Here is an 18,201-nt window from a genome sequence, read left to right as displayed (position 1 = left end):
TCAGCCGTACGTGAACTTGGCCCGCATGATGCCGCCGATCTCGGCGAGCGCCAGCCGCGCCCGGGCATGGAGATCGGCATGCATCAGGAAGCCGTGCGCCACACCGGGATACCGCAGAACGGCGGTCTGGACCCCTGCGTCCCGGAGGCGGTGTGCGTATTCCTCGGCGCCGTCGCGGCTGGGATCGTGCGACGCCGTGACCACGATCGCCGCCGGCGGAACCGTCAGGTCCGCTGCCAGGCTCGGCACCCCGTACGGGTGGTCCCGGCTGGGATCGTCACCGAGATACAGGTTCTTCGTCCACGCGAAGTCGCCGGCGGTGATGATCGGGCCGTCCGCGAACTCGAGCACCGACGGTCTGGTGTCGTCGCGGTCGATGCCCGCGTAGATGTGCAACTGGAACGCCAGCGGCGCCCCGCCCTCGTCGCGGGTCTGCAAGGTCACCCCGGCGGCGAGGGTCGCGCCGGCGCTGTCGCCGGCGACCGCGATCCGATCTCCGTCGATACCGAGGCCGGCGGCGTTGCCGGCCACCCACTGCGTCGCGAAGTACGCCTCGTCGGTAGCCACTGGGTAAGGGTGTTCCGGAGCGAGCCGGTAGTCGACGCTCACCACGACTGCGCCCGACGCCACGGCCAGGAGACGGGCGAGCCGATCGAAGCTGTCGATGCTGCCGATGACGAGACCGCCCCCGTGGAAGTACACGAGCGCGGGCAGGTCCGGTGCGTCGACCGGGTGGTAGATCCGCAGGCGGAGCGGTCCGTGCGGGCCGTCGACGACGCGGTCCTCGACCCGGTGCATGTCCGGGCCCGGTCGCTGCGGCAGCGACTCGAAGGCGGTGCGGGCAGCCTGCACGCCTGCCACGTGCATCGGTACCCAGTCCTCACGGGTGCCGAGGTAGGCGGCGACGTCGGGGTCGAGCTCGAGCATGGGCGTTGTCCTCTCGGATCCGGAAATTCAGGCCGTGACCTTGCCGTCGACGTCGGGGGCGACCTTGACTGCTTCCCAGTCGGCGCGGGTCCGGGGATCCATGCGGGAGACGAACGAATCGAGCTGTGACCACAGCGATTTCGATACGGTCATGGTCCCCGGCGTCATCACCTCGTCGATGAGCGCGGACCACGCTTCCGGGGTGTGTTCGTCGGTGAGGGCACCCGGTGTCTCGGCCTGCACCACCCGGGAGACCAGCCCGCCGCCCACCGCGAATACCTCGCCGGTGAGTGTGGTGTCGGCGTGCAGGAGATACGCGGCGAACGCCGCGACCGCCTCGGGTGGGAAGTGCGCCTGCAGGAACTCCCCGAATCCGGGCTGCTCGATGCCGGCGGTTGAACGGGTCCAGGCCGCGGGGAGGATCGCGTTGGAGCGCACACCGATTCGCTTCCCGAGAATCGCCTGCGTTCGCGTCAAGGAGAGGATCGCGCCCTTCGCGGCCGCGTAACCGGGCATCGCGGGGGCGCCGTAGCTTCCGTTCGACGAGATGTTGAGGATCCGTCCGTTGCCCGAGGCGGACAGGTGCGGCCAGGCGGCGTCGGTGACGCGGTGCGCGCCGCGCAGGTGCACGTCCACCAAGGTATCGAAGTCACCGCCGGCTCCGGCGTTGTTGACGACGATGTCCAGGTGACCGAAGGTGTCCACCGCGGCCTGCACGATGCGATCCGCCTCGGTCACGACGTCACCGGTCACGCCCGTCGCCGTCCCGCCGTCGCTCTCGATCAGGCGCACGGCCTCGTCGGTTCCGGGGGCGTTGGAGCCGCCGGCCCAATCGCGCCCGAGGTCGTTGACCACCACCGCGCAACCCCGCGCGGCGAGCGTGCGCGCGTACGTGAGGCCCAGCCCGAAGGTGGACACGCCGGTGACGAGTGCAACCTGTCCGTCGAATCGAAGTTCATTCATGGCCGGCAACGCCTTTCGCTGGGCTCGGAGGGGTACGGATCGGACGGTAGCCGACGAAACGGCCCGAGGGTAGACATTCGAGCAAAAAACCAGACTGAGAGTCTGGTAAACGGGATGAAGGTATGGACAGGCGGGTTGCCGTGGCCTACTGTCCCGAGGAACGTCACCGAGCCGGATCGCGCGGGCGCTGTGCGAGTTCCGCCCCGGACCACCCGTCCTGCAAGGAGATTTCGATGACATCCAGCACCGCCGCTCCCGCCGCTACGGACGACGACTGCTCGCCCGCCGATGCCGGAGCCCTCGCGGACCGGCTGCGGTCGGCCGACCCGGCCGTGCTGCTGGCGGTGCTGGCACAGGTCACGGGGGACACCGGCGTACTCGATCGGTACGAAGGCGCGATCTCCCACGTACCGGATGCGCCCGAGATGGCCGGCGTCACCGACCACGCCACGGCCGCCGCGATCGTCGCGGAGCTGACTGTGGCGCTGGCCGTCGGCAAGGCACCCGGCCTCGCGCCGGACGACCCGGAACTCTTCGCCCGGCTCGTTCCGCTGGCGCTCGGGGTGGCGCCCGGCGACGAGTTCCTGCCCATGCTCCTCGAGCAGGGAGGATTCCACCCGGCGCAGCCGGTGCTGCCGCGCACCGTGCCGCTGCCTCGCACCCTGGACGTCGCAATCGTCGGAGGTGGGCTCGCCGGAATCGCGGCTGCGATGGCCGCGGAACGGGAAGGTGTTTCGTACGAAATTCTCGAACGCAACGACGAGCTCGGCGGCACGTGGCTCGTCCAGACGTACCCCGGCGTCGGGGTCGACACTCCGTCGTCGTACTACTCGTTGTCCTCCGAGCTGAATTCGGACTGGACCAGCTACTACCCGAAGGGCGGCGAGTATCAGGCCTACCTGCAGGCGGTCGTCGACAAGCACGGGATACGCCGCCACACCCGCTTCGGGACCACGGTCGAGTCGCTCGTCTGGAACGAGACGGAGCACCGGTGGGCCGTCCATGCGCGCGCTGCGGACGGCACCGTATCGGTGACGCACGCGGCGACGGTGGTGACCGCGCTCGGTTATCTCAACCGGCCGCAGTTCCCACGGGTCGAGGGACGGGACTCCTTCGCGGGCGTCAGCGTCCACTCGGGGGAGTGGGATCCTGAACTCGACCTGACCGGCAAGCGGGTTGCGGTGATCGGGGCCGGCTGCACGTCTGCGCAGATCGTCGACTCCATCGTCGACGACGTCGCACATCTGACGCTGTTCCAGCGCCAACCCCACTGGGTAGCGCCGCGTAAGCGTGACAGCGACGCTGTCCCGGCACACCACCGGTGGCTGTCCCGGCACGTCCCGTTCTATGCGAACTGGCTGCGGCTCAAAGCCTTCTGGGGGTCCGCGGACAGCGCCTACCCGGTGGTGATCGTCGACCCGGAATGGGCGCCGACGCACCTGTCGATCTCCCGCGCCAACGACATGTTGCTGCAGGACTGCCTCGCATACATCGACCGCACCTTCGGTGCCGGGTCGGACCTGGCCGCGAAGGTGACGCCCGACTTCGCGCCGTTCGGCAAGCGCATCATCCGCGACCCGGGCGGCTACTATGCGGCGCTCACGCGCGACCACGTCGACGTACTCGTGACCGAGCCCGCCCGGATCGTGCCCGAGGGCATCGTGACACCGGACGGCGCCCTCGTGGAGGTGGACGTCATCGTGTACGCGACGGGCTTTCATCTGGACTTCCTGTCCACCATGGACATTCGTGGTCGTGACGGGCGTGCGCTCGTCGACGAATGGTCGGGCAACCCGCGGGCGTACCGCGGGGGGACCGTCCCGGGCTTTCCGAATCTGTTCGTCACGTCGGCACCGAACACGAACCCTAGTCACGGCGCCGGAAACAACTTCGGTATCGAGGTCGCAGTGCACTACTTCACGGAATGCCTGCATCTGTTGGCCGAGCGTGGCGCTCGGTCGCTCGAACCCACCCGGGAGGCCTACGAGGAGTACGTCGACGAGATCGACCGGGCGATGGAGAACACCGTGTGGCGGCACACGCCCAGCGCCCACACCTACTACCGCAACGACAGCGGACGCGTGATCGTCGCGAGCCCGTGGCGGCTGGTGGATGTGTGGCAGCAGCATCGCACGCCGATCGAGGAGCACTTCGTGCTCCGCTTCTAGTCGAATCCCCGGATTCCCGCTCGTGACGGCGGCTCTCGCAGGTCGGCTACGCTCACCGCATGGCCCGCACGATGCCGAATCGACAGGGTGACGCCACCCGGACCCGCCTGATCGCGACAGCCGAGAAGCTCTTCGCTGCGCAGGGAGTGGACGCGGTGTCGGTGCGTGCGGTCACCGCGGCGGCAGGCCAGGGGCCGGCCGCCGTCCACTACCACTTCGGTTCCAAGGAAGACCTCCTGTCCGCGGTGCTCCTGGATGTCGGCACGCGGGTGTCCGATGCGATCTCCGTACGCGTCGAGAAGCTGGCGTCGTGCCCGTCGCGGCCCGACCTCGCGGACGTGGTCCGAGCCCTCACCGACCCGTACCTGGAACTGCTTCTGGAACAAAGGGTTCGAGGCGTCCGCTGGATCAAGATCGTCGTACAGGTGTCGCGCGAGAATCGTCCCGCCGTCACCGCGACGGGGCAGGACGAGTTGTCCTTGCGGTTGCGCGAACAGGTTCGGCGGGCGCTGCCCGACACACCGCCCGAGCGGATCGACCAGCGGTGGCCCATCGCGGTCATGAGCTTCCTGCAGTCCCTCAGCCGGGTGGACGAGTGGACCGGCGAGGCGGCGCGTCGCGACGGTGACGAACTGGCGGAATTCTACGAGGACCTCGTGGCCTTCGTCGTCGGCGGTGCGGAGCGCATGCTGACGTGACGGTCCCGGGCGGCGCCGTCCCGCTCGGTGGGCGCACCCGTTTCCGTCGAAAACGTGCCTCCATATCCTGGTCCGACAGCGTCACTGCTGATCATGTGCCGTTCCGAGCCCGCCAGGAGCCTGCGTTGATCGACCGCATCCACCCCGAACTCCGTCCCCTGGTCCCCGCGCTCCCACGGGTGGACATCGCCGAGCCCGCGGCCTTCCGCGAGCGTCAGCGGGTCCGTGCGGCCGAACTGGCCGCGGCGGTGCGGCGACCGCCGGGCATGACGGTGGTCGACCGTCTCGTCCCGGGGCCGGCCGGTGCGCCGGACGTGCCGGTGCGGATCTACGCTCCGGGCGGGTCCTCGTCCGAGGTAGGGGCGCTCGTGTGGTTCCACGGCGGCGGCTACGTCTTCGGCGAGATCGAGGCATCCGAGCGTGCCTGCGTCGAGATCGCGGACGTGGTGGGGTGCGTCGTCGTCAGCGTGGAGTACCGTCTGGCGCCCGAGCATCCGTATCCGGCAGGACTCGACGACTGCTGCGCAGCGCTGACCTGGGTAGCGGCTCACGGCGACGAACTCGGAGTCGATCCGGCACGACTTGCCGTCGGAGGTGTCAGCGCCGGTGCCGGGCTCGCGGCGGCCCTCGCGCTGCGGGTGCGTGACGAGAACGGTCCGCGACTCGTCTACCAGGTGCTGGACAACCCGATGCTCGACGACCGCATGGAGACCGCGTCCATACGCGAGTTCAGGGACACGCCGCTGTGGACCCATGGGCAGGCGGTTCTGGGGTGGGACTTCTATCTGGGCGATCGATCGGGGCAGACCCCGCCCTACGCCGCAGCGGCGCGCGCCGAGGACGTCGCGGGACTGCCTCCGGCGTGGATCTCAGCGAACGAACTGGACCCCCTGCGCGACGAGGCCATCGAGTACGCGCTCCGGCTGCTGCGTGCCGGTGTGCCAGTCGAACTGCATCACCGGCCCGGGACGTTCCACGGATCCAACGGCTTTGCAGGGTTCTCGGTCTCCGATCGAACGCGTGAGGATATGCATCTCGGACTGAAGACGGCACTCGCGGAACCGGACTGACTCCGGTCGGCCGTCGGGAAGGAAGCCCGCACCTCGATCATCCGTGATCGGGGTGCGGGCTTCCCTGTTCTCGGTCCGGGGTTCAGCTGGCGTGATGTTCGAAGCTGCACCGTCACAGGCGTATTCGCCGGTTCCGGCCGTGGTCGTCGAGGGTGTCGAAATCTCCCGCTGAGTGGGAGGCGTGAACTCCGATTCGCAAGAATTCGAATACCTGTTTCAAATCTTTGATAGACCTCGGACGTCGAGAAGTTCGACGCATCACCGAGGCAGGAGACGACATGTGGACACCGGACTCGATCAGATTCGGAGCTTTCCTGGCACCGTTCCACCCCCTCGACGCCGATCCGGCTCTTCAGTTGCGGCGTGACATCGACCTGATGGAGCACCTCGATCACCTGGGATTCGAGGAAGCCTGGATGGGGGAGCACCACTCGACGGGCGCTGAGATCGTGCCGTCGCCGGAAGTGTTCATCGCCGCGGCCGCCGAGCGGACGGAACGAATCCGGTTCGGCACCGGCGTCGTCTCGCTGCCTTACCACCACCCGCTGATCACCGTCGACCGGATCATGCAGCTCGACCTGCAGACTCGCGGGCGCGTCATCTTCGGGACCGGGCCGGGAAAAATCCCGCTGGATGCGCACATGATGGGCATCGATCCCAGCGAGCAGCGGCGACGACAGGGCGAGGCACTCGAGGCGATCCTGCCGCTGATCCGCGGCGAGATCGTGAACATGGAAACGGACTGGTTCACGCTGCGGGACGCCCGCGCGCAGTTGCCCACATACGATCCCGCGGGCATCGAGGTCGTCACGGCGTCGACGATCTCACCCAACGGGTCCGTGCTGGCCGGCACGAACGGACTGTCGCTGCTGTCGCTGGCGGCCAGCTCGCCGTCCGGTTTCGATGCGCTCGACCGGAACTGGGCAATCTACGAGAAGGTGTCGGCCGAGCACGGGCACACCGCGGATCGGTCCACGTGGCGCGTCGTGAATCCGATGTTCCTCGCCGAGACCCAAGCCGACGCCGAGCGCGCCGTGAGCCGCCGCATCCAGTCGATGGCCTACTACGCGAACCGCCAGAACGGCCGCTACCCCGAGTGGGGCGAGACCCCGCAGGGCGTCATCGACCACTGGCGCCACGATTCGCTGGGTGAGTTCGGTCAGGCGATCATCGGCACTCCGGACCAGGCGATCGCGCAGATCGAGCGACTCATCGAGAAGACCGGCGGCTTCGGGACCATGCTCATCCTGCACGTCGACATGGCGAATTGGGAGGACACCAAGCGCAGTTACGAACTGTTCGCCTCCGAGGTCGTCCCGCACTTCCGTCGGCGCAACGTCCGGCGGCAGGCGAGTCTGCAGTTCGCCGAGGACAACCGCGAGTACCTCATCGGCAACCTGGTGGGGGCTCTCCAGAAGGCGAGCGCCGACTACTACGGCGCGCCCGCGCAGACGGGGGCCTGAACATGCGCGCCGTCCAGTTCCATCGGGGCGAGTTCACGCTCGCCGACGTTGCCGACCTTCCCGCTCCCGGGCCCGGGCAGCTGCGGATCGACGTCATGGCCTGCGGCATCTGCGGCAGCGACCTGAGCGTGTCGAAGGACCCGTGCCGCTTCGTCGACGTCGTCGACGCCGCACGTTACCCCCTCGCCACGTTCGACCACGATCGTCCGGTGGTGCTCGGCCACGAGTACGCCGGCGTCGTCGCCGAAATCGGCGCGGGCGTCACCGGTTTCGCGGTCGGTGATCGAGTGGCGGGACTCGGGATCGTCACCGACACCTCCACGGGCATCCCGAAGATCATCGGGTACTCGAACACGTACCACGGCGGGTTCGGTGATCAGATCCTCGTCGACGCGGTGTGGGTGCGCCGCATCCCGGACGGGTTGTCGTTCGAGCACGCCGCCCTCGCGGAACCGCTGCACGTCGGCGAACTGCACATGCAACGTTCCGGGTTGACCGACCTGGACTCGGCTCTCGTGCTGGGCTGCGGCACGATCGGTCTCGGCGCGATCGTCGCGGCCAAGGCGCGCGGCGCCCACACCGTGATCGCGTCCGAGCCCTCACCGAAGCGTCGGGAACTCGCCCTGAGGATGGGCGCGGACGTCGTGGTCGACCCGTCCGAGGACGATCCGATCGAGGTGTGGAACCGCATGGTCGCCGGCGGCCACAACGACCCGGAGCGCGGCGGCGGGGGAATCCTCATCGCCTACGAATGCAGCGGACGCCAGGGGATGCTCGACATGCTCCTGCGGAACCTGCCCTACGACTCCCGGATCCAGGTCCTGGCCGCACCGTTCGCCGACGAGACGATCATCCCGGTCATCGGCCAACTGCGCCGGATCGCGATCAACTTCGGGCACGGCCCCACCGAGCGCGGCTACGAGATCGTGCTCCAACGCCTCGCTTCCGGAGAGATCGACGCCGACGCGATCATCACCGGCAGGGTGGATCTCGGCGGGGTCGCGTCCGCATTCGATGCTCTCCGGGCGCCGGACGACCACGTCAAGATCATGGTCCTGCCGCGGGGCGTCGGCTCGGCGTGAGCCCCGACCGCACTTCACGTGCGGACTTCGATCCAGTTCTGTCCCTACTCATTCGAGCGAGGTTTCCATGTCTTTGCGGACCAACGACGGACCGGATGAACAACGCGTCGGCCCGGCGTCGACGGACACGATCGAGCGGCCCACCCGGTACTGGGTGCGCGCCCTTCTGATTCTGCTGCTGCTCACCGAGCAGTCGGCGCTGGGATTCTCACTGTTCGCACCCACGCTGCCCAAGGTCGCGGCGGAGTTCCAGACCACGCAGGTCGTGTGGGTGATGACGGCCTTCACACTGTCGGGCGCGGTCGCGTCGCCCATCATCGGCAAGCTCGCCGATCTGTACGGCAAGAAGAAGATGCTCGTCGTCACCGCGGCGATCGGTGCGCTCGGCGCCCTGATCTCCGCGACCGCACCGATCTTCCCGGTGCTGGTTGCGGGGCGCTTCCTGTCGGGCGCCGGCTTCGCCTGCCTCGCCTTGGGGTACACGCTCATTCGCGACACGTTCCCAGCGCGGTTGCAACCCATCTCGATCAGCATCGCGAACACCGGCGTCGGCGCCGTCGGTGTCGGGGCGCTGCTCGTCGCCGGTGTACTCATCGACCATCTCGGCGTCCGGTCGGTGTTCTGGTTCGCGTTCGGCTTCTGCGCGATCGGTGCGCTGCTGACGTTCTTTTTCGTGCCGGAGACGCCGATCCGGTCGCACGCGCGCATCGACTGGCTCGGTGCGGTGCTGCTGGCGGCGAGCATGTTCGTCATCATGGTCGGGCTATCGCGCGGCAAGGAGTGGGGACTGACCGACGGTCGCACGATCACGTGTGTCGCGGTCGCGCTCGTCGGCTTCGCCGTCTGGGTGTGGTGGGAGCGCCGCACCGACGAGCCACTGATCCGTCTCGACCTCATCGCGAAGCCGGCCCTGCGGTACACACTCATCGGCGGCGGCATCGCATACGGCGCCACGACGCTGCTCGCAAGCCTCACGCCGATGCTGCTGCAGGCCCCCGAGAGCACCTCGTACGGGTTCGGTTTGTCTGCGACGGAGATGGCCGGCTGGCTACTGCCGGGCCAGTTGATGATCGTCGCAAGCGGATTCATCGTCGGCGCCACCGCCAAGCGGATCGGTTTCCACAACCACCTGGTGTTCGGTGCGGTGTTCATCGCGACCGCGGCCGCGGTGCTGTCGGCGGTGCCGACCGTCCCGGCGGTGATAGTGCTCGCGTGGGTGGTGTTCGGCCTCGGCTGCATGATCTACGCGGCCGTCCCGAACCTCGCGCTGCTCGCCCTCCCCGAGACCGAGCGCGCCGTCGGATCCAACTTCGTCGGCGTCGCCCAGACACTGGCCGGGACGCTGATCTCCACCGTCGGATTCACGGTGCTCGCGCACTACGTCGTGGCCACCGACGGCCACGGCGTCGCGTACGAGTCCGCCGGCTTCCGCAGTGCGTTCCTGGTTGCGGCGGGCGCCGCTGCGATCGGCGCGCTGGTCTCGCTCGCGATCCCGCGTAACGAGCGAGCCGTTGCCTCGCACACTCACTGACCCGAAAGGACTTGTAGACATGCTTCCCGAGCCGAGATTCGTCGACACGGACGGCGCCCGCCTCGCCGTCTTCGAGGCGATCCCCGAGCACGACACCCGCGACGTGTGTGTCGTGCTGTGCCACGGATTTCCCGAGCTGGCCGCTTCGTGGCGGCACCAGCTGCAACCCATCGCCGACGCCGGGTTCCACGTCATGGCCCCGGACATGCGGGGCTATGGACAGTCGTCCGGCCCCGCCGACCGCCGCGCCTACAGCATCGCCGAGACCACCGCCGACGTCGCCGCACTCGTCGCCGACGCCGGTTACGAGAAGGCCGTCGTGGTGGGTCACGACTTCGGTGGCATGGTGTCGTGGATGATGCCCTACCTGCAGCCCGACTCCGTGGCGGGTGTCATCACGCTCAACACGCCGTTCGGGTACTCGCGCGAGAACCCGATCGAGAAGTACGAGCAGGCGTACGGCCCGCGAAACTACGTGGCGCACTTCCAGACTCCCGAATGTGAGGAACTCCTCGACAAGGACGCCGAGCGCACCTTCCGGTTCTTCATGCGGCGCGACACCGGGTCGGGGACCAACCTGTCCCGCTCCGGGACGCACGATCCCGAGTCGATGAGCTACATCCACTGGCTCGCCGACGACGAGTCGACGTGGCCGGGCGAGGTCGTCCTCGACACGCAAGAGCTGCGCTACTACGCGGAATCCTATGCGCGCACCGGCTTCGGTGGAGGACTGAGCTGGTACCACAGCATCATCCGCAACTGGGAGGTGCACACCGAACTGTTCCCGGACGGCGTCGTGCCCAAGGTCGGGGTTCCCGCGCTGCTGGTCGCGGCGCGACACGACCCGATCTGCCATCCGATGCTCACCGACAACCTGCTGCAGTACTTCGAGACCTTCGAGCGCCGCATGATCGATACCGGGCACTGGACGCAACTCGAGGATCCACAGGGCACCAACGAGATTCTCGTCGAGTGGCTCAACCGGCACTTCTGACCGTAGTGGATGCCGTTCAGTCGATCTCGGCTGCTGCACGGGCGGCAGCCGAGATCGAGTGCGCGTCGGGGACCGGAACCAGGCGGTAGTGCAGGCGAACAGCCGTGGCGCCCCACAGCTTCAGGACATGGTCCGTCCGGGCGATGCCCTCGTCGTCGACGTAGAGCCGGAATTCCTCGTGCACCGGCACGCGGGCGGCATACGTCCGTCCATCGTCGATCACCATGACGTACGCACCGTCGTCGCCGAACGGCCCGGGCGGTGACGACAGCGTCATCGCGCCGCCGGGCCCGTTCGACGGGCGGAGATACACCTGCACGTTGCCCTGCTCGAGCGGGAAGCTGACGTGGACGCTGGGCTGATCGTGACCGGGAAGCCGGCCGACCCGGTAGTAACCGCTGAACATGTAGTCACCGGTCTTGCGCAGAGTACGGAGCCACGCCGACCCGGCGTGCGTGCCGTCCGGTCCGACGATCCGCACGATCTCGCTGTCGACGCCGTGCGCGACGGCCAGTGCATCCACGGGTAGCGCGAGTTGCTGCAGGCGTTTGCCGTACAGCGACTCGATCACGGCCCCCGGTCCGGCGAATCCGCGAGACCACTTCGTCCACGCGTCCATTCGCCACGCCGAGGTGTGTTCGTAGAAGTCTCGGAGCGCCGGATGCACCGCTGCCGGATCGAAGCCGGGACCGGCCAGAGCGTCCAGACTGGGCAATAGCCCGGACCACGGGTCGGGGTCGCGGTCGATTCGACCGCCGATGCGTTCGGCCTCGGCGGGGAGCCAACGGTCGGCGACGGCGCCGCGCCCGGAGACCGGCGCGGCCAGCCACGCGTGGTCACCTTCGAGATCGATGCGGCGGCCAACTGTCCTTCACCACAGTCGCGTCCCGCGGTCGAGCACCGGCCAGGTGTTGGTTCTGCCCATGTCGAGACGCTCTCACACCGCGGGGTCATACGTCATGTGGCGCTCCGACTGCTCGTTCGGCGCGCCGAACCTTCTGGTGCTCGGGGCCGGTTGCGTCGAGGTGCACCGCGAGTACACCGGTCGTCGCGTCCGTTCCTGGATCCGGATCACCGCTCACGGTGTCGGCAAACTGCGTGAGGAGGTCGAGGTGTTGCGGCTGCTGCTCGACGTCCTCGACAGCCGCTGACCGCGAGGCGAGGCGGCACACCCGGCCGGGATACGACTGCGCCCCGGTGCCATCGATTGTGTCGATGACGACCGGGGCGCGGAAGGGGTGAATCAGCCGAGGTCCGGGTGGCCGACCCAGTCGACGATCGTCCAGCCCTTCTGCGGGCTGCCTTCGAGGGTGACGTGGCCGCCGTTACGCATCGGATCGGTGCCGAGCTTGCTCATGTCGGCGTTGTCGGCGTTCATCATGGACCAGAACATGATCGTGCCGCCGTGCGAGAAGATCACCGGGTTGGTGCAGCCGCGGCGCTGCACATCGAGCAGTGCCTCATCGAATCGGTCGTCGAACTCGTTGCCGTCGATGGAGCCTGGAATCCGTGCGTTCAGGTCGCCGGAGAGCCACTTGATCGGCGCCTGCAGATAACCGGACAGCGCCTCGGCCTCCGGGGTGCCCTCGTAGTCGCCTGCCTCGATCTCCCGGAAACCGGGCTGAATGTCGAGGCTCAGGTCGTGCTCGGCGACGGTCGGTGCCGCAGTCTGCGCGGTACGCACCATGTTGGACGCGAAGCCGCAGTCGAAATTCTGGTCGGCCAGCTGGACGGCCAGATTGTCGGCCTGCGTCCGGCCACGTGGCGTCAGATCGGGTCCGGGCACCTTGGTATCGACCAGTCCGGAGAGGTTGCCGGCGGACTCGGCGTGGCGCACCAGGGTGATGACCATATCGCCGTCGCTGCTGCCGAAACTGCTGCCGAAGCTGCCTCCGAGACTTCCGAAGGAGATGTCGGCGGACGCGACGCCGGTGGCAGCGGTTGTGGCCGCGACCGCGGTCGCCATCACCGCAACGGACAGCCGGAGAGGTCGGATTCGCATGGTGAGAAAGCCTTTCATCGGGGGGACCCCACTTCAGGTGTGCCGAAGGACCGAATTGCGGGGTGTCGAAGATCACAGAAGCAGCTCGTGGTCGGGACCGACTACGGGGTCTCCCATCCAATGGGAGCCCGCGTACGCCGGACCGCGCGCGTGAGTCTGCGGCGCATCAGGTGAATCAGCGGATGGTGCGGCCGATGCGATTGGCGGCTGCGGACGCCCCGGACGGTCCGGTCGATCACCCCCATGTCGTACCGACTGATGGTCGGTGACGCTCCGGCTCAGCGCGATCCGGCCCTGACGCGACGCCCCGCAGCGCGAGTCTTCGCCGGCACCGGTTCGACGGGACGTCGGAGCCGGTCGTCGAGCAGGTGCGCCAGCCCGACGACAATCCCGACGGCGGCGCCCCACAGCGCGGAGACGACCAGGCCGAGAATGACTGCGAGGGCATACGTTCCGAGGCCCTGATGGGTCTCGAAGCTGAGATACACGATGCGCACGAGGTTGCCGACCGCGACACCGAGCATGGTGGCGAGCAGGCCGGCGAGGAACGGGCGGCGCCGGCTCGCGGACAACCGGAACCAGGCCGTCGCGATCATCACGAGGGCGGCGACGACGTCGACGAACCAGAACGTCCACGTGGTGTCGCCCAACGGGAACAGGCGCAGCGGCGGGATCCCGAACGGCAACCCGATCGCGCTGGGGATCAGCAACTCCGGGGTGAACGTGAGGACCCGGCCGGTGATCGACCACGTGCCGAACAGGATCGACGCGAGGACGAGCGTCGCGGTCGCGGGCCACGGACCCGCCGCGATCCGCTGGATCAGCGGCCTTGCCGAAAACGCCCCGGACTGGACAGACATGGCGCAACATTAGCCCAGTAAGTAGGACGATCGTCCAGGTTTTGCGTGCGAAAGTGAGTGGTGGAGCGGTGGGACGTGTGAGGGTGCTGTCCTTGGCGGCCGTCGGGGCACTGGTCCTCGCCGGGGGCATCGGTGCCGCGCTCCGGGCAGACCCGGCACCGTCGACCGCATACCTCACCGACGACGCCGGCCGTGCGCTGATCCTCAACGGCTTCAACACCGCATCGAGCGCCAAGAGCACGCCGGACGGCATGCCGACGTTCACCGAGGCGGACCTCGACCGCGAGCACACCGACATGGGCACCAACTTCGTGCGGTTCCTCATCTCGTGGCGGTCGGTGGAACCCGAACCCGGTGTGTACAGCCAGGAGTATCTGGACCGCGTCGCCGAACGCGTCGACTGGTACGCCGAACGCGGCTACAGCGTCATGCTCGACATGCACCAGGACCTGTACTCGAGCGCCATCACCCCGAGCGGACAGAACGGCAACGGAGCGCCGGCGTGGGCGACGTACCTGGACGGGCTGCCCGTGGGCGACAACGACATGTGGGAGATGTACTACCTCGAGCCCGGCGTGATCCGGGCGTTCGACAACTTCTGGAACACCACCGGCAAGCATCCGGAACTCACCGACCACTACGCGAACGCGTGGCGCGCGGTCGCCGAACGTTTCGCCGGCAACCCCGCGGTGGTCGCGTACGACCTGATGAACGAGCCGTACGGCGGCACCCTGCAGGGGCCGGCGTTCGAGGCCGGGCCGCTGACGGCGCTGTACCAGAAGACGTCCGACGCGATCCGCGAAGTCGACCAGGACACCTGGGTGTGCGTCGCCCCGCAGGCGATGGGCACCAACTGGGGCACGCCCAGCGGACTGCGCCCCATCGACGACGCCCGTGACGGCGAGCAGCGCGTCGCGTACTGCCCGCACATCTACCCGCTGCCGATGGATCTCGGCGGCGGATATACCGGCAGTTCCCGGACCCAGGTGGACGCGACGATCGACGCGTGGCGCGGCAACGTCCTGCGCACCGCGGCAGAACTCGGGAACGTGCCGATCATTTTGGGAGAGTTCGGACTCGACACCACACTGCCCGGTGCCCTGGACTACGTGAACCGGATCTACGACACCGCCCGCGAGATGGGTGCCGGTGTCTCCTACTGGTCGCGGGACCCCGGGCCCTGGGGTCCGTACGAGGAGGACGGCACCGAGCGGAATCTGGTTGCGACGCTGGACGAGCCGTACCCGCGGGCGATCGCCGGGCAACCCGTCCGATGGGCGGCCGACGCGGACCGCCTCGAATTCTCCTATGTGCCGAACCTGTCGATCACTGCACCCACCGAGGTGTACCTGCCGGTGCGGACCTTCCCGGACGGTCCCGACGTCGACGGTGCGCACGTTGCAAACTGGAATCCCGAGACCCGAATCCTGACCTTGCGCGCGCCGGCCACCCGGCAGGAGGTCACGGTCACCGTCACACCGCGCGGCTGACCGTCACGCATCGGGGCGCGGCGCGAACTCCGTGCGCAGCATGTCGCCGCAGTCGTCGAGTTCGGGTGACGGGATCGTCGCCCCGAGCGAATCCCATGTCCCGAACTTCAGCGGTGTGCCCGGAACGTCGAACCCGCCCACGTTCTTGATCATTCCGCGGACCGCGATCTGGTCGAGTTTGCGGGTGTCGTCGACGTTGAGGACGATTCCGACCGGCACACCGGCCTCGATGAGGCGGCCCCGCCACGCCTCGCCGGTGTCGGTGCGCAACACATCCTCCATCGCGGTCTTGAGGTCGGTGTGGTTGGCGCAGCGGTCGACGTTGGTGGCGAACCGGGTGTCCTCGGGTAGGTGGGTGAGGCCCATTGCGCCGCACATGAGTTCGAAGAGGTGGTCGTTGCCGACCGCGATCGCGATCGGGCGGTCGCTGCACTCGAACGTGTCGAACGGATACATGAACGGGTGCCGGTTCCCCAGACGAGTGGGGCGTACCCGGGGGCCGAGGGCATCCATGAGCCCGTGCTCCATCAACGAGAACGTGCTGTCGAGCATCGCGATGTCCACTGTGGTGCCGCGCCCCGTCCGATCCCGGGCGACGAGGGCGGTGAGGATTCCGCAGTACCCCATGATGCCGGCGGTGATGTCCGAGATCGAGGTGCCCACCCGGGTGGCCGGGCCGTCCGGCCATCCGGTGGCGTCCATGATCCCCGACAGCGCCTGGATCACGGTGTCGTAGGCCGATTCCTGATGCATCGGCCCGTACTGGCCGAACCCGGAGATCGAACAGACGATCAGTCGCGGATGCTCGGCAACCAGGTCGTCCGGCGCGAGACCGAGATGCGCCATCACGCCCGGGCGGAAGTTCTCCACCACCACGTCGGCGTGCTTGATCATCGAGCGCACCAACGCCATGTCGTCGGCGTCCTTCAGGTTCAGCGCGATGCTCTCCTTGCCGACGTTCGCCAGCCGGTAGTACTCCGAGCCGCCGTCGTCGGCGAACGGGCCCATCTGCCGGGTGTCGTCGCCGATCCCGGGGCGCTCGATCTTGATGACCCGGGCACCCGCGTCGGCGAGCATCCGCGTGCAGGTCGGTCCGGCGAGCACGTGGGTGAAGTCGACGACCGTGATGCCCTCGAGCGCCTGCGGTTTGGTGGGGTCGAGATGTCCGCCGGGGTCGTGTTCGGTCATGGTTCCTCCTCGTGCGCCGGACGGTTCAGCTTCTGCAGGTGGCCGCTCTCGGTGCCGTCGGCCGGGTCGATCACGCAGTCGACGAGTGCGGGCTCACTCGACGCCAGTGCCGACCGCACCGCCGCGGCCACCTCGTCGGGCGTCTCCGCGTGGTACCCGACGCCGCCGAACGCCTCGATCAGCGTGTCGTACCGGCTCGAGTGCAGCAGCACCGTCGGCGCCGGATCGGCCGAGTGCGTGTTGGTCTCGTCGCCCCGGTACACGCCGCCGTTGTTGAACACGAGCACGACGACGGGCAGTCGGTACCGGCAGATCGTCTCGATCTCCATGCCGCTGAACCCGAACGCGCTGTCGCCCTCGATCGCGACCACCGGCGACCCGGTCTCGACGGCTGCCGCGATCGCGTATCCGAGACCCACGCCCATCACGCCCCACGTCCCGGTGTCCAGGCGGTGGCGCGGCCGGTGGATCGGAATGATGTTGCGTGCGTTGTCGAGGGTGTTCGCGCCCTCGCTGACCACGATCACGTCCGGTCGCGCGGCCAGGGCGTCGCGCACGGCACCGAGCGCGGTCGCGAAGTTCATCGGATGCGCGTGGGCGTGCAGGCGCGCCTCCATCTTCGTGGCGTTCGCCTGCTTCTTCGCGGCGATCTCGTCGAGCCACTGCGACGCAGGCGCGACCGCGCCGGGGCGCAACGCCGCCAGCAACGCCGTCATCGAGGACGCGATGTCACCGGCGACCGGGGCGGCGATCGGCCGGTTGCTGTCGAACTCGGTGGGACAGATGTCGAGTTGGACGAACCCTGCATCGGGCGCCCACTGCGGCGGGCGGCCGTGCTCGAGCATCCAGTTGAGGCGTGCGCCGACGAGAGTGACCACATCCGCGCTCCGGAGCACCAGCGACCGGGCCGCGGCCGCGGACTGCGGGTGGTCGTCGGGCAGCAGCCCCTTGGCCATCGACATCGGAAGGAACGGGGCTCCGGTTGCCTCGACGAACGCGCGAATCTCCTTGTCGGCGCGGGCATACGCGGCACCCTTGCCGAGCAGGATCAGGGGACGCTCGGCGCGTTCGAGGAGCGCAACTGCCCGCTCGACCGACTCGGGCGCGGGCAATTGGCGCGGCGCGGGATCGACCAACGGTGGACGTGGCGTGCGGGGCGCGGTCGCGGCCAGCACCCGGGCCGGCAGGTCGAGGTACACCCCGCCCGGGCGTCCGGACACCGCGGCGCGAAAGGCCCGGCCGATGCCGATCCCGATGAGTTCAGGGGAGTCGACCCGGTACGCGGCCTTCGCGAACGGCCGGGCGGTGGCGAGTTGGTCGAGCTCCTCGTAGTCGCCCTGCTGTAGATCGACGATCGATCGCTCGCTGGACCCGCTGATCTGGATCATCGGGAAACAGTCGGTGGTGGCGTTCGCGAGCGCAACGAGCCCGTTGAGGAATCCTGGCGCGGACACCGTGAGACAGACGCCGGGCCGGCCGGTGAGGAATCCCGCCGCGGCGGCCGCGTGCCCGGCGGCCTGCTCGTTGCGGAACCCGAGGTAGCGGATGCCGCGGGCCTGCGCGGTCCGGGCGAGATCGGTGACCGGTATCCCCACGACGCCGTAGATCGTTGTGACCCCGACATTTTCGAGCGCGTCGACGACGAGTTCGTTTCCGTCGACAGTCTCGACGTCGGTCATGGGTGCATCCCCGAACGGCTGGACTCGGCCCCGTACGGGGGCCCGGTCTTCTCCGAGTATCCACCTTCGAACGGCCTGGGTCAGCA

16 protein-coding genes are annotated in these 18,201 nt (G+C 68.4%); 9 read left to right on the top strand and 7 right to left on the bottom strand.

The window, feature by feature from the left end:
* A complete protein-coding gene (locus A6I89_RS05725; protein WP_022594772.1) occupies nt 1–927 on the bottom strand; it encodes an alpha/beta hydrolase in 927 nt (308 codons plus the stop codon).
* Nucleotides 928–954: 27 nt separating this feature from the next.
* The gene (locus A6I89_RS05720; protein WP_022594773.1) at nt 955–1,890 is read right to left on the bottom strand and encodes an SDR family NAD(P)-dependent oxidoreductase; all 936 of its coding nucleotides are present in this window, start codon (nt 1,888–1,890) and stop codon (nt 955–957) included.
* Nucleotides 1,891–2,123: 233 nt separating this feature from the next.
* Here A6I89_RS05720 and A6I89_RS05715 point away from each other — a divergent pair, with 233 nt between their 5' ends.
* From A6I89_RS05715 to A6I89_RS05685, 7 genes are all read left to right on the top strand, one after another.
* Entirely contained in the window at nt 2,124–4,058 is a 1,935-nt protein-coding gene (locus A6I89_RS05715) for a flavin-containing monooxygenase (protein ID WP_022594774.1), read from the top strand.
* A 59-nt stretch (nt 4,059–4,117) separates the two neighbouring features.
* Entirely contained in the window at nt 4,118–4,756 is a 639-nt protein-coding gene (locus A6I89_RS05710; RefSeq protein ID WP_022594775.1) for a TetR/AcrR family transcriptional regulator, read from the top strand.
* A gap of 125 nt (nt 4,757–4,881) precedes the next feature.
* Nucleotides 4,882–5,826 (top strand): alpha/beta hydrolase, encoded by a 945-nt coding sequence (locus A6I89_RS05705; protein ID WP_022594776.1) that lies wholly within the window; start codon nt 4,882–4,884, stop codon nt 5,824–5,826.
* A gap of 278 nt (nt 5,827–6,104) precedes the next feature.
* On the top strand, nt 6,105–7,289 hold the full coding sequence (locus A6I89_RS05700; RefSeq protein WP_022594777.1) for an LLM class flavin-dependent oxidoreductase: 1,185 nt from the start codon (nt 6,105–6,107) through the stop codon (nt 7,287–7,289).
* Nucleotides 7,290–7,291: 2 nt separating this feature from the next.
* Nucleotides 7,292–8,371 carry an alcohol dehydrogenase catalytic domain-containing protein gene (locus A6I89_RS05695; protein ID WP_022594778.1) on the top strand — a complete coding sequence of 360 codons (1,080 nt, stop codon included), beginning with the start codon at nt 7,292–7,294 and terminating at the stop codon, nt 8,369–8,371.
* 67 nt (nt 8,372–8,438) lie between these two features.
* Nucleotides 8,439–9,902, top strand: coding sequence for an MFS transporter (locus A6I89_RS05690; RefSeq protein ID WP_022594779.1), 1,464 nt, complete (start codon nt 8,439–8,441; stop codon nt 9,900–9,902).
* 19 nt (nt 9,903–9,921) lie between these two features.
* Nucleotides 9,922–10,896, top strand: coding sequence for an alpha/beta fold hydrolase (locus A6I89_RS05685; protein WP_022594780.1), 975 nt, complete (start codon nt 9,922–9,924; stop codon nt 10,894–10,896).
* Nucleotides 10,897–10,912: 16 nt separating this feature from the next.
* Here A6I89_RS05685 and A6I89_RS05680 read toward each other — a convergent pair whose 3' ends face one another.
* Entirely contained in the window at nt 10,913–11,611 is a 699-nt protein-coding gene (locus A6I89_RS05680) for a hypothetical protein (protein WP_022594781.1), read from the bottom strand.
* Between the two features lie 208 nt (nt 11,612–11,819).
* On the opposite strand from A6I89_RS05680, the gene A6I89_RS05675 reads away from it, so the two are divergent.
* A complete protein-coding gene (locus A6I89_RS05675; RefSeq protein ID WP_139811864.1) occupies nt 11,820–12,047 on the top strand; it encodes a hypothetical protein in 228 nt (75 codons plus the stop codon).
* A 92-nt stretch (nt 12,048–12,139) separates the two neighbouring features.
* Here the strand turns inward: A6I89_RS05675 and A6I89_RS05670 are convergent, their stop codons facing one another.
* Both A6I89_RS05670 and A6I89_RS05665 read right to left on the bottom strand, forming a co-directional pair.
* Nucleotides 12,140–12,916, bottom strand: coding sequence for a histidine phosphatase family protein (locus A6I89_RS05670; protein ID WP_005514559.1), 777 nt, complete (start codon nt 12,914–12,916; stop codon nt 12,140–12,142).
* 260 nt (nt 12,917–13,176) lie between these two features.
* Nucleotides 13,177–13,758, bottom strand: coding sequence for a hypothetical protein (locus tag A6I89_RS05665; protein ID WP_022594784.1), 582 nt, complete (start codon nt 13,756–13,758; stop codon nt 13,177–13,179).
* Nucleotides 13,759–13,826: 68 nt separating this feature from the next.
* Here A6I89_RS05665 and A6I89_RS05660 point away from each other — a divergent pair, with 68 nt between their 5' ends.
* Nucleotides 13,827–15,248 (top strand): cellulase family glycosylhydrolase, encoded by a 1,422-nt coding sequence (locus tag A6I89_RS05660; protein ID WP_044990668.1) that lies wholly within the window; start codon nt 13,827–13,829, stop codon nt 15,246–15,248.
* A 3-nt stretch (nt 15,249–15,251) separates the two neighbouring features.
* On the opposite strand, the gene A6I89_RS05655 is transcribed toward A6I89_RS05660, so the two are convergent.
* Together A6I89_RS05655 and oxc are read right to left on the bottom strand one after the other, a co-directional pair.
* Nucleotides 15,252–16,436: a CaiB/BaiF CoA transferase family protein gene (locus A6I89_RS05655; RefSeq protein WP_022594786.1), complete on the bottom strand. Its 1,185-nt coding sequence runs from the start codon at nt 16,434–16,436 to the stop codon at nt 15,252–15,254.
* Nucleotides 16,433–18,115 (bottom strand): oxalyl-CoA decarboxylase, encoded by a 1,683-nt coding sequence (gene oxc / locus A6I89_RS05650; RefSeq protein WP_022594787.1) that lies wholly within the window; start codon nt 18,113–18,115, stop codon nt 16,433–16,435. The genes A6I89_RS05655 and oxc overlap by 4 nt, the downstream gene beginning before the upstream one ends.
* Between the last annotated feature and the right edge of the window lie 86 nt (nt 18,116–18,201).

The sequence above is a fragment of the Prescottella equi genome (assembly GCF_002094305.1).
GTDB classification, from domain to species: domain Bacteria; phylum Actinomycetota; class Actinomycetes; order Mycobacteriales; family Mycobacteriaceae; genus Prescottella; species Prescottella equi.
Note: the sequence above shows the minus strand (reverse complement) of the source record. Positions and strands in the feature narration are given on the sequence as shown.